Annotated in this window: 9 protein-coding genes and 1 pseudogene; 4 read left to right on the top strand and 6 right to left on the bottom strand. The window is 69.1% G+C overall.

Going from position 1 to position 12,056, the window contains the following annotated elements:
• Positions 1–173 precede the first annotated feature (173 nt).
• Positions 174–1,943, bottom strand: coding sequence for a glycerol-3-phosphate dehydrogenase (glpD, locus tag VFV67_RS34585; RefSeq protein WP_326474936.1), 1,770 nt, complete (start codon positions 1,941–1,943; stop codon positions 174–176).
• A gap of 187 nt (positions 1,944–2,130) precedes the next feature.
• On the opposite strand from glpD, the gene VFV67_RS34580 reads away from it, so the two are divergent.
• The gene (locus VFV67_RS34580; RefSeq protein WP_326475013.1) at positions 2,131–2,874 is read left to right on the top strand and encodes an MIP/aquaporin family protein; all 744 of its coding nucleotides are present in this window, start codon (positions 2,131–2,133) and stop codon (positions 2,872–2,874) included.
• 30 nt (positions 2,875–2,904) lie between these two features.
• A complete protein-coding gene (gene glpK / locus VFV67_RS34575; RefSeq protein ID WP_326474935.1) occupies positions 2,905–4,419 on the top strand; it encodes a glycerol kinase GlpK in 1,515 nt (504 codons plus the stop codon).
• A gap of 57 nt (positions 4,420–4,476) precedes the next feature.
• Here the strand turns inward: glpK and VFV67_RS34570 are convergent, their stop codons facing one another.
• Entirely contained in the window at positions 4,477–5,880 is a 1,404-nt protein-coding gene (locus VFV67_RS34570) for an NAD(P)H-quinone dehydrogenase (RefSeq protein WP_326474934.1), read from the bottom strand.
• 112 nt (positions 5,881–5,992) lie between these two features.
• Here VFV67_RS34570 and VFV67_RS34565 point away from each other — a divergent pair, with 112 nt between their 5' ends.
• Together VFV67_RS34565 and VFV67_RS34560 are read left to right on the top strand one after the other, a co-directional pair.
• On the top strand, positions 5,993–6,445 hold the full coding sequence (locus VFV67_RS34565; protein ID WP_326474933.1) for a gamma-glutamylcyclotransferase family protein: 453 nt from the start codon (positions 5,993–5,995) through the stop codon (positions 6,443–6,445).
• Between the two features lie 151 nt (positions 6,446–6,596).
• Complete coding sequence (locus VFV67_RS34560) at positions 6,597–7,499, top strand: endonuclease domain-containing protein (protein ID WP_326474932.1); 903 nt, start codon at positions 6,597–6,599, stop codon at positions 7,497–7,499.
• Between the two features lie 638 nt (positions 7,500–8,137).
• Here VFV67_RS34560 and VFV67_RS34555 read toward each other — a convergent pair.
• The 4 genes and pseudogenes from VFV67_RS34555 to VFV67_RS34540 form a co-directional block, all read right to left on the bottom strand.
• Positions 8,138–9,421 (bottom strand): amidohydrolase, encoded by a 1,284-nt coding sequence (locus tag VFV67_RS34555; protein ID WP_326474931.1) that lies wholly within the window; start codon positions 9,419–9,421, stop codon positions 8,138–8,140.
• A 171-nt stretch (positions 9,422–9,592) separates the two neighbouring features.
• Positions 9,593–9,898, bottom strand: coding sequence for a hypothetical protein (locus VFV67_RS34550; protein ID WP_326474930.1), 306 nt, complete (start codon positions 9,896–9,898; stop codon positions 9,593–9,595).
• 622 nt (positions 9,899–10,520) lie between these two features.
• Positions 10,521–11,498: pseudogene (meaB, locus tag VFV67_RS34545) on the bottom strand (methylmalonyl Co-A mutase-associated GTPase MeaB); the annotation flags it as partial.
• A 3-nt stretch (positions 11,499–11,501) separates the two neighbouring features.
• The coding region (locus VFV67_RS34540) for a cobalamin-dependent protein (RefSeq protein ID WP_326474929.1) at positions 11,502–12,056 on the bottom strand (555 nt) is incomplete at its 5' end.

Below are 12,056 nucleotides of genomic sequence, written 5' to 3'. Positions count from 1 at the left end.
CCGGCCAGAACACCCGAACCACCAGCCCCCGCACCCGCGTTCCCGACCCCAACACCCGAACCACCGGCCCCAAGCACCCGTCCGGGACACCCGAATCGCCGGCTCCTGCATTCGAGTTGCCGGCTCGACCCAATCGAGATGCCGGGTCCCGACCGCGAACGGCCGGAATTCAGTCAGGAAACGGGTTCGAGGATGTTGGGGCGGGCCTCCGGGGCGGCGGATCGCCGGGCGTCGGCGGCCTGATCGTCGGGCTGGTTCTGGGAGTCCCGTTCCGCCTCGACCCGGGCCTGGTAGATCTTGAGTTCCCGTTCCCGGGTGGCCGAGTCCCAGCCGAGCACGTCACCCATCAACTCGGCCACCTCCTCGGCGGTTCCCACCCCGCGGTGCGGATACTCGATCGAGATCCGGGTCCGTCGCGCCAGCACGTCCTCCAGGTGCAGCGCGCCCTCGTGGCTGGCCGCGTACACCGCCTCGACCCGCAGGTAGTCCGGCGCACCACCGAGCGGGCGCAGCAGGTCCGGCTGGCCGGCGGCCGCCCCGAGCACCTCGTGCACCATCGACCCGTACCGGTTGAGCAGATGCCGGATCCGGTGCGGGTGCAGCCCGTACCGCGAGCCCAGCTGATCCGCCTGGTTCACCAGCGCGTGGTAGCCGTCCGCGCCGAGCAGCGGCACCTTGTCGGTGATCGACGGCTGCAGCCGTCCCGGCAGATCCACCGACGCCGCGTCGACCGCGTCCGCGGCCATCACCCGGTACGTCGTGTACTTCCCGCCGGCGATCGCCACCATGCCCGGCGCCACCCGGGCCACCGCGTGCTCGCGGGTCAGCTTGGACGTCTCCTCGCTCTCGCCGGCCAGCAGCGGCCGCAGCCCGGCGTACACACCCTCGATGTCCTCATGCGTCAGCGGCGAGGCAAGCACGGCGTTCACATGATCAAGGATGTAGTCGATGTCCTGCTTGGTGGCCGCGGGGTGGGCCAGATCGAGATTCCAGTCGGTGTCGGTCGTTCCGACGATCCAGTGGTTACCCCACGGGATGACGAACAGCACCGACTTCTCGGTACGCAGGATGATCCCGGTCTCCGATCCGGGTTCCGACACGATGCGGTTCCGCGGCACCACGATGTGCACGCCCTTGCTGGCCCGCACCCTGAACCGGCCGCGGCTACCGGCCAGCCGCTGCAGCTCGTCGGTCCACACCCCGGTCGCGTTGATCACGGCGTTCGCCCGGACCTCGGTCTCCCGGCCGTCCTCCACGTCCCGCACCCGGACCCCGGCCACCCGGTCGGCCTCCCGCACCATCCCGACCACCTGGGTCGATGTGCGCACCACAGCGCCGTAGTGGGCCGCACTGCGCGCGACGGTCATCGTGTGCCGGGCGTCGTCGGCCTGCGCGTCGTAGTACCGGATTCCGCCCACCAGCGAGTCGCGCCGCAGCGCCGGCACCATCCGCAGCGCACCCGCCTTGCTGAGGTGCTTCTGCCCGGGCACCGACCGCGCGCCGCCCATCCGGTCGTACAGAAACAGCCCGGCCGCGGTGTACGGGCGCTCCCACACCCGATGGCGCAGCGGGTACAGGAAGCTCACCGGCTTCACCAGGTGCGGCGCGATCCTGGTGAGCATCAGCTCCCGCTCCCGCAGCGCCTCCCGCACCAAGCCGAACTCGAGCTGCTCCAGATAACGCAGCCCGCCATGGAACAGCTTGCTGGACCGGCTGGACGTGCCCGACGCTAGATCGCGGGCCTCGACCAGCGCGACCCGCAGTCCTCTGGTCGCCGCGTCCAGTGCGGTGCCCGCGCCGACGACCCCACCGCCGATCACGACGATGTCGAACGCCTCCGTACCGAGGCGCTGCCACGCGTCTTCCCGTTCCGCCGGGCCCAGCCGGCCACCGCTAACGTCCACAGTGGCGCCGGCAGGCGGATCAGCCTTGCTGTTGACCACGATCGCCTCCCGTGTCCAGGCAACCCACGGTACCGCTTACCCAGGTGGAAAGGCGTCTCAACCATAGACAGGTTGACCATGGTCACGTAGCGTCCGAGATCGCTCAGGGTAGGCAAGGACGCCGGCCCAACAACCAAAGGCCGTCTCTGCCTGCCCGCCAACTAGCCGCGGGAGGCAGACCATGGATTTGAGCTTTGGCGAGATCTTCCTCTGGGAACTGTTGGGGACCGCTGCCCTGACACTGATGGGTTGCGGCGTCGTGGCGAATGTCGTGCTGAAAAAGACATTGGGCAGCGGCGGGGGCTGGCTGCTGATCAACTTCGGCTGGGGTTTCGCGGTCTTCATCGGAGCGAGCATCGCCGCCCCGAGCGGTGCCCACCTCAACCCGGCGGTGACGCTCGGTTTGGCGTCGGCGGACAAGCTCGAATGGGGTGACGTTCCGGCGTACCTGATCGGCCAGATGATCGGTGCCATTCTGGGCGCGGTGCTGTGCTGGGCGGCGTACAAGCTGCAGTTCGACACGCACGACGAGCCGGCGAACACCCGGGGGATCTTCGCCACCGGTCCGACCGTGCCGAACTACGCCTGGAACACGGTCACAGAGGTCATCGGCACGTTCGTCCTGGTGTTCTGGATCCTCCTCAGCCCGGGCGTGGCGCAGGGTACGGACGGCGGGCTGCCGCAGTTCGGCAATGCGGCACTGGGCTACGCGGCGGTAGCGTTCGTCGTGATCGGTATCGGCAACTCGCTCGGTGGGCCGACCGGTTACGCCATCAACCCGGCTCGTGACCTGGGTCCGCGGATCGCGTACGCCATCCTGCCGATCAGGAACAAGGGCGCCGCCGACTGGAACTACTCCTGGGTCCCGGTGGTCGGCCCGATCATCGGTGGCGTGCTCGCCGGACTGCTGTCCCAGATCCTTCCGTCCTGACCGAACCGGTAACAGAGAGGCACCTGCCAGATGACCAGCTATGTGGCAGCGATCGACCAGGGCACGACCTCGACCCGATGCATGATCTTCAGTCATGCCGGTGAAGTGGTCTCGATCGACCAGAAGGAGCACGAGCAGATCTTCCCCAAGGCGGGCTGGGTCGAGCACGATCCGGAGGAGGTGTGGGCCAACACCCGCGAGGTGACGGCCGCCGCACTGGCCAAGGCCGACCTGCACGTGGGGGACATCGCCGCGGTGGGCATCACCAACCAGCGCGAGACCGCCGTGGTGTGGGACAAGAACACCGGAAAGCCCGTCTACAACGCGGTCGTGTGGCAAGACACCAGAACCGACCGGATCTGCAACGAGCTCGGCGCGCTCGGCGGTGGCCAGGAGCGCTACCGGCCCAAGACCGGGTTGCCGATCGCGACGTACTTCTCCGGTCCCAAGATTCGTTGGATCCTGGACAACGTCGACGGCGCGCGGCAGCGGGCCGAGGCCGGCGACCTGCTGTTCGGCAACATGGACACCTGGGTGCTGTGGAACATGACCGGCGGGCCGGACGGTGGCGTGCACGTCACCGACCCGACCAACGCCTCCCGCACGCTGCTCATGGACCTGCACTCGCTGTCCTGGGACTCGGACATCGCCGACGAGGTCGGTGTCCCGCTGTCGATGCTGCCGGAGATCCGTTCCTCGTCGGAGGAGTACGGGCGGGTCCGGGAGCGCGGTGTGCTGAGCGGGGTGCCGGTCTCGGGCATCCTCGGTGACCAGCAGGCGGCCACGTTCGGCCAGGCGTGCCTGTCCCCCGGCGAGGCCAAGAACACCTATGGCACGGGCAACTTCGTGCTGCTCAACACCGGCACCGAGCAGGTGCTGAGCAAGAACGGGCTGCTCACCACGGTGTGCTACAAGCTCGGGCAGCAGGACACGGTGTATGCGCTGGAGGGCGCAATCGCCGTCACCGGCTCGCTGGTGCAGTGGATCCGGGACAACCTGAGCATGATCAGCTCCGCGCCGGAGATCGAGGAGCTGGCTCGGACCGTCGAGGACAACGGCGGGTGCTATGTGGTGCCGGCGTTCTCCGGCCTGTTCGCTCCGTACTGGCGATCCGATGCCCGCGGAGCGGTCGTCGGTCTGACCCGGTACGTCAACCGGGGCCACCTCGCCCGCGCGGTCCTGGAGGCCACTGCCTTCCAGACCCGCGAGGTGATCGATGCCATGAACGCGGACTCGGGTGTCGCGCTCACCTCCCTCAAGGTCGATGGCGGCATGGTCGGCAATGAGCTGCTCATGCAGTTCCAGGCGGACATCCTCAACGTTCCGGTGATCCGCCCGATGGTCGCCGAGACCACCGCTCTTGGTGCCGCCTACGCGGCCGGGCTCGCGGTCGGCTTCTGGGCCGGCGAGGACGACGTCCGGAACAACTGGGCCAAGGACAAGGAGTGGACGCCGCAGATGGCCGAGGCCGACCGGGAGAAGACCTTCCGGCTGTGGAAGAAAGCGGTTACCCGCACCTTCGACTGGGTCGAGCACGACGACTGACCCAACCGGTCGCCGAGATCGCGTGCCGGTGCCGCGGCGCCGGTACGCACTCGGCGGTCAGTCCAGGTCGTCGTGGCGCATGAGCTGACGACCTGCCTCGGTGATCGACCCGGACAGGGACGGATACACCGAGAACGTCAGCGCCAGGTCCTCCACGGTGAGCTGGTTCTGCACGGCCAGCGCGATCGGCAGGATCAGCTCGCTCGCCCGCGGTGCCACCACCACGCCGCCGATCACCACACCGGTCGCCGGGCGGCAGAACAGCTTCACGAAGCCGCGCCGCAGACCTTCCATCTTTGCCCGCGCGTTGGTGGCGAGCGGCAACATGATCGTCCTGGCCGGCACCTCACCGGAGTCGATGGCCAGTTGGCTGATCCCGACCGTGGCGATCTCGGGATGGGTGAACACGTTGGCCGCCACGGTCTTCAGCTTGATCGGCGCCACTCCCTCGCCGAGCGCGTGCCACATCGCTATCCGGCCCTGCATCGCGGCGACACTGGCGAGCATCAGCACACCGGTGCAGTCCCCGGCGGCATACACCCCCGGAGTGCTGGTCCGTGACACCCGGTCGACCGAGACGAACCCGCCCGGACCGGGCTCGACGCCGATCTTCTCCAAGCCGATGTCGACCGTGTTGGGTACCGAGCCGACGGTCATCAGCGCGTGGCTGGCCCGGACCTTCTCACCTCCCTTCAGCTCCACGATCACCTCGTCGCCGACGCGCTGCACGCGTTCGGCCCTGCTGTGCTTGAGCACGGTCGTCCCGCGCTCGGCGAACACGTCCTCGAGCACCGCCGCCGCGTCGGCGTCCTCGTGCGGCAGCACCCGGTCCCGGCTCGAGATCAGGGTGACCTTCACCCCCATCTCGGTGTACGCCGAGGCGAACTCCGCACCGGTGACGCCGGAGCCGACCACCACCAGGTGTTCGGGCAGCTCGGGCAGCTCGTAGATCTGGCGCCAGTCCAGGACCCGCTCGCCGTCCGGCTCGGCTCCGGGCAGCACCCGCGGCGTGGCACCGGTCGCGATCAGCACCACATCGGCGGGCAGCACCTCGGTCTCACCGTTCAGGCCGGTGGCCTGGACCCGGTGCGCGGCGAGCCCCGGATGCTCGTCGTGGAACCGGGCCGTGCCGTTGATCACCCGTACGCCCTCGCGCAGCACCCGGTTGCGCACGTCCGCGGACTGAGCCAGGGCAAGGCCCTTAACTCGACCGTGTACAACCGGCAGCTCGACGTCGATCGGCAGATCACGAGTGCGAATGCCCAGCTCGTCCGCGCGGTGCAGGGTCGACCGGGCATCCGCCGAGGCGATGAACGTCTTGGACGGCACGCAGTCGTACAGCACGCACGCCCCGCCGAGGCCGTCCCGCTCGACGATGGTGACGTCGGCTCCGTGCTGAGCGGCAACCAGCGCGGCTTCGTAGCCCGCCGGACCCCCGCCCATGATCACGATCCGGGTCACAGGTCCTCCTCACGCGTGTCACGGTCCGCTCGTCGTCACGGTACGCGTGACACGGTGTTGGCTGCCTGCTTCATCCCCTCACGTGATCGTGTGTATCGCTACGCTGTCCGACGTGCCGCTCTACGCCGCGTATGGGTCCAACATGGATCCCGCTCAGATGATGGAGCGAGCTCCGCACTCGCCGATGGCGGGCACCGGCTGGCTCGTTGGTTGGCGCCTCACCTTCGGCGGGGAGGACCTCGGCTGGGAGGGTGCGCTCGCCACTCTCGTCGAGGATCCGGACGCCCAGGTTTTCGTGGTGCTCTACGACGTCACCCGGGAGGATGAGGCTCGCCTGGACCGGTGGGAGGGCAGTGAACTCGGCCTACACACCAAGATCCGTCTCCGGGTGCAGACCTTGGAGGGCTCCGTTCTTGCCTGGCTGTATGTCTTGGATGCCTACGAGGGTGGTCTCCCTTCTGCTCGTTATCTGGGGGTCATGGCCGACGCTGCCGAGGCCGCCGGCGCACCAGCAGACTACGTCTCCGCGCTCCGAACTCGCCCCTGTCACGGCATCGGCCCATGAAAATCCGCGAGTCCCCGTTTCCGGCAGCTGAGTTGCCGATTCGGGACGATTTCGCCTCCTAGGAAGCCCCGGTTATCCACAGCCGATTCGGTTGTCCACAGATCGCGCCTTACTGGTTGCGACCCTCTGTAGACGCGGCAGTGTTTGACATATGACGACCGAACTTCTGCACGGTCTGCACGGCGCCTACCGCCGTTCCGACCTCATTGACCAGGTGGGCCTTCCGCACGTGCGCACGCTGTTGCGCGACGGCCTGCTCGTGCGCTATTCACGAAATGTTCTTGTCGACCGGCGCCGCATGTTGGAGCTGCCGACGCGGTCCGCGGCGGCGCTGCTGTTCGTCGGTCGCCAGGCGGCGCTCACCAGTCATACGGCCGCGCTGATGTATGGCTGTAGTGCGGCCGAGGACGGCCCGGTGCACGTGCTGTCCGGCTACGACCGCAAGGTGGGGCCGCGGCCGGGGCTCGCCCTGCACCAGGGCGAGTTCGACGAGGCCGAGGTGCTCGAGCTGGACGGGCTACGGGTGCTGGCGTTCGAGATCGTGCTCGCCGAGCTGCTGTGCCGGACGCACCGGCCGGTGGCGCTGGCCTGCGCTGATCAGGCCATCGCCGGCCTCGACCCGCCGCACCGGGACAGGTTTCGGGCCGAGGTCTTCCGCCGCATCCGCGCCCGCGCCGACCCGCGTGGCCGGCGGCGCGGCGCGGTGCTCCTCGGCCTGGCCACCGGGCTGCCGGAGTCGCCCGCCGAGAGCGCCGTGCTGCTGAAGCTGTACGACGCCGGTCTGCCGCTGCCCACACCGCAGTACCGCATCCTGGACATCGATGGGCGGGAGCGGTATCGCATCGACTTCGCCTGGGAGGAGCCCCGGGTGGCGCTCGAGTACGACGGCCGCGACGCCCACGAGGACCGCGCGGAACGCGACGCGGAGCGGGAGGCCGACCTCCGGCGCCGAGGCTGGCGGGTCATCCGCGCCACCGCTCCCGATCTTCGCGATCCCACGCGCCTGATCACGGCGATCCGCGCCGCCATCAACCGCCGCCGCCACGTCGCCTGACCGGTTCCGGGATCTGCGCGGGATCGAACCGGCATCTCGGGTGCCGGGACCGGCAACTCGCCAAATTCCCACTGTGCCCGCGGCGAGTTGCCAACTCGAGACCACGACTACCCGGTTCCGGCCGACGACCTGCCGATTCGGCAACCCGATTCGGGTCGGCCACGCCGTGCGCTGCCCCATCCCGATCGGCGAACCAACCCGACTCGGGTGCCTGAAACGGGAACTCGGCGGCCGGAACCGCCGACCCGGCGCGTACCCGAAACGACAGCTCGGCACTGGAGACCGGGACTTGAGCGTCCGAGACGGCAACTCAGCGACCAGAGCCGAGAAGTCGGGGGCCGATACGGCAACTCGACCACCGGAACCAGCGACTCGGATCCCCGACCCGGAACTCAACGACCGGAACCCGGATTTCGGTTGCCCGAAACGGCAACTCGACCACCGGAACCCGGATTTCGGTTGCCCGAACGGCAACTCGACCGCCGAAACCAGCGACTCGGTTGCCCGAAACGGCAACTCGACCACCGGAACCAGCGACTCGGATGTCCGAGGCGGGAACTCGGCGACCGGAGCTGGCGAGTCAGGTGCCCGAAGCGGGAATCAGTGACTGGCGCCAGTGCCGCGTGGGGCCGGGGTGGTTAGGCGAGGGCGGCTAGGGCGGTGTGGGTGAGGACCCGGGTGCCGACGAGGAGGGCGCGTTCGTCGAGGCGGAAGGTGGGTTGGTGGAGGTCGGGGGGTTGACCCTCGCCGGACCAGACGCCGAGGCGGCCGAAGGAGCCGGGAAGCTGTTCGAGGTACCAGCCGAAGTCCTCGCCGCCGGAGGACTGCTTGGTGCCGGCCAATGCATCCTCGCCGAGGGCGGCTTCGACGCCGGCGCGCAGGACCTGGGTGCACTCGGGTTCGTTCATCACCGGGGGAACGCCGCGCTGGTGGTGCAGCTTGAAGCCGACGCCGGTGGGCGCGAGCAGGGACTGGACCAGGCCGGACACCAGGGGCTCCAGGTCGGCCCAGACCTCGTGGTCGCCGGTGCGCAGGGTGCCGCGTAGCACCCCGTCCTGGGGGACGGCGTTGGCGGCCTCGCCGGCGTGCACGGACCCCCACACCAGCACCGTTCCGGAGCGCGGGTCGACCCGGCGGGACAGCAGGGCGGGAAGGCCGGTGATCACGTGACCGAGGGCGTGCACCAGGTCGGCGGTCAGGTGCGGGCGGGAGGTGTGCCCGCCCGGCGAGGTGAGCTGCAGCTCGAGCAGGTCGGTGGCCGACGTGATGGCGCCGATCCGGGTGCCCACCCGGCCCACCTCGAGCCGGGGGTCGCAGTGCAGGCCGAAGATCGAGTCCACGCCGTCCACCCCGCCGGCGGCGATGACGTCCAGCGCCCCGCCCGGCATGACCTCCTCGGCCGGTTGGAAGACCAGGCGCACCCGGCCGGGCAGCTCGGGGGCCGACGCCAGGGCGAGCCCGGCGGCGACAAGCATGGCGGTGTGCGCGTCGTGCCCGCAGGCGTGGCAGGCGCCGACCACGGTCGAGGAGTAGGGCAGCCCGGTCAGCTCGGTGAGCGGCAACGCGTCCATGTCCGCGCGCAGGGCCACACAGCGCCCGCCGGAGCCGATCTCGCACACCAGGCCGGTGCCTGAGGGCAGCAGCCGGGGCCGCAGGCCAGCCGAGGAGAGCAGCCCGGCGACCAGCTCCGTGGTGTTGAACTCATGCCGGGACAGCTCGGGGTAGGCATGAATGTGGCGATACCAAGCGATCACGTCGGCGCCGTTGCGCGCCAACCAGTCGTCCAGCCAGGACGGCCCCCGTCCAACGCCGATGTCCTCCACAGGAGGCATCCTGACGCCGTCACTGGTCAGCAGCACACCCGGGTCGGCCGGCCGGCGGCGATCCTGCGGTCTATCGGACCGCGAGTCGAGCACCGTCAACGCGATCCCTCCTCCGCAAGTTCGGTCGGTTCCGAAACGTTCCAACAAATCGTGCACCATCGGCGCTGGAGCTTTGCACAAGGATCCTTAGGGTGGGCTCGCCGGTACTAGCAATGCGCCGAGCGGCCCGAAGAAATTCGGCCTGGCTAGTCGATCACAATCGATAACTGATCATGACGAGACCGCGCCCTGCTTCTTCCTTCTGATCCTGCGCCGGGTACTCCGGCCAACGATGACGATTGCCAGCAGCATCGCCGCCATGATTCCGATGAACAGCTTCTGTTTTGCCTTGTCGGACTGCTGTTCCGGGGTGAGGTTCGGACCAGTCGGGGCGGTCGGATTGGGCGTCGGGGTTGGCTGTTGAACCGCCACGACGCTTGCTGGCGCGGCCGACGCACTCACCGAGATGCCGGTAGGCGCCGCTACAAGGAGCATGAAAGCCGCCACGAGGAGTAACCGGGCGACCACACGCTTCATGAGATCACATTACTTGTCCACCCGATCGAGCGCGAGTGATAAGACGATTACATCTCGCGATATGGGAACGGCCTGATGGCGGAACTACCAGGCAGCCGGGCGGGATTGAGCCACCAATCCCGCGACGTGGGAGGGAATGGCTGCGCCGCCGGAGTCGACAGACGATCACGGCCTGGGAACGATCGGACCGGTGGGTGGTGGCGTCGAGGACGAAGGGTAGCGGGCTCGGAGAGCGGGGCCCATGAAGGCCCAGCGCGGATTTGGCATGACGCGCGAGAACCCCAGCCAGGTGGCGGTGGGGAAGAACGGATCGGGTACGGCGCAGGGAGAGGTGGATGAGGAAGGTTCATGGGGCTGGAAGGAAGAGGTGGTAGGGGATGGGATGGGGCGGGGGCTGGCGGGGTCCGGGACGAGCGCGGACCACCAAAGGGGGGCTGGAGGGGCTGGTCACCGGAACCAAAGCCGACCAGAGCGCGGGTGAGTTCAGAGGGCGGGCTGGCGGGGTCTGGGGCGAAGTGTGGAACTCCGAAAGGGGATCGGAGGGAGCCGGGTCGGCGAAATGCCGGTCACCGGAGCGGCAGTCGATGGGGGTGCGGGTGGGGTAGGGGGGTGGGGGGTGGTGGGTGAAGGCTTGGAGGATTTGGTCGGCGGCGAGGGTGGGGGTGAGGTGGCCGTCGCGGACTTGGTGTTCGAGGTGGGGGGTGATGCGGCGGACTTCGGGGTGGTCGTGGAGGCGGTGGAGGAGGGTGTCGCGGACCATGGTCCAGGTCCAGTCGACCTGTTGACGGCGGCGTTTTTCGGCCAGAGCGCCGGAGCTGGTGAGGGTGTCGTGGTGGCGTTCGATCGTGGCCCACAGTTCGTCTAGGCCGGTGCCGTTTAGTGCGCTGCAGGTGAGGACGGGGGTGGTCCAGTTCGGGTCGGGGGAACGGAGGAGCCGGAGGGCACCGGAGAGGTCGCGGGCGGCTTTCTGGGCTTCGCGGGTGTGCGGGGGATCGGCCTTGTTGACGGCGATGACGTCGGCCAGCTCCAGCACGCCTTTCTTGATGCCCTGGAGTTGGTCGCCGGTGCGGGCGAGGGTGAGCAGCAGGAAGCAGTCGACCATGTTGGCGACGGCGACCTCGGACTGGCCGACGCCGACGGTTTCGATCAGGACGATGTCGTAGCCGGCGGCCTCCATCAGCACGATGGTCTCGCGGGTGGCCTTGGCGACGCCGCCAAGCGTTCCCGAGGTCGGTGACGGGCGGATGAAGGCCGCCGGATCCACGGACAGGCGCGCCATGCGGGTCTTGTCGCCCAGGATCGAGCCGCCGGTCCGGGTCGACGACGGGTCGACGGCGAGGACGGCGACCCGGTGCCCGGCAGCCGTGAGCATGCTGCCGAGGGCGTCGACGAAGGTGGACTTGCCGACGCCGGGAACGCCGGTGATACCGACCCGATGGGCGCCGCCGGCGTGCGGGAGCAGCTCGACCAGCAACGACTGGGCCAGCTCACGGTGATCCGGACGGCGGGACTCCACCAGGGTGATCGCCTTGGACAGCACCCCGCGGTCCGCGGCCAGCACACCCTCCACGTACGCGGCGAGATCGAGCGGACGGCTCATCGACTACAGCGGGTGCCCGTGCGCCGACGCCAGCCCGCGCACCAGATCGCCGGCCGCGTCCGCAATCACCGTGCCCGGACCGAAGATCGCCGACGCACCGTGCGAACGCAGCTCGTCGTGGTCACCGGGCGGGATGACACCACCCACCACGATCATGATGTCGTCCCGGCCGAGCGCGGCAAGCTCGTCGCGCAGCGCCGGCACCAGCGTGAGATGCCCGGCGGCCAGCGAGTTGACCCCGACGATGTGCACGTCGGCCTCCACCGCCTGGCGCGCGACCTCGCCCGGGGTCTGGAACAGCGGCCCGACGTCCACGTCGAAACCGAGGTCGGCGAACGCCGTGGCGATCACCTTCTGGCCGCGGTCGTGCCCGTCCTGGCCGACCTTGGCCACCAGGATGCGCGGCCGGCGGCCCTCGGCGTCGGCGAACGCGTCGGTGGCGGCGCGCACGTTCTCAATGTTCGTCGCCGGGCCGGCCTCGTCGCGGTACACGCCCGTGATGGTACGGATCTGCGCGGCGTGCCGGCCGTACACCTTTTCCAGCGCGTCGGAGATCTC

This window comes from Actinophytocola sp. (genome assembly GCF_035762905.1).
Lineage (GTDB): Bacteria > Actinomycetota > Actinomycetes > Mycobacteriales > Pseudonocardiaceae > DASYTH01.
Note: the sequence above shows the minus strand (reverse complement) of the source record. Positions and strands in the feature narration are given on the sequence as shown.

What these genes read in the sequence shown, in the direction of transcription:
- glpK (WP_326474935.1), top strand. Translation starts at nt 2,905, where the DNA reads ATGACCAGCTATGTGGCAGCGATCGACCAGGGCACGACCTCGACCCGA.
- VFV67_RS34560 (WP_326474932.1), top strand. Translation starts at nt 6,597, where the DNA reads ATGACGACCGAACTTCTGCACGGTCTGCACGGCGCCTACCGCCGTTCC.
- VFV67_RS34550 (WP_326474930.1), bottom strand. Translation starts at nt 9,898, where the DNA reads ATGAAGCGTGTGGTCGCCCGGTTACTCCTCGTGGCGGCTTTCATGCTC.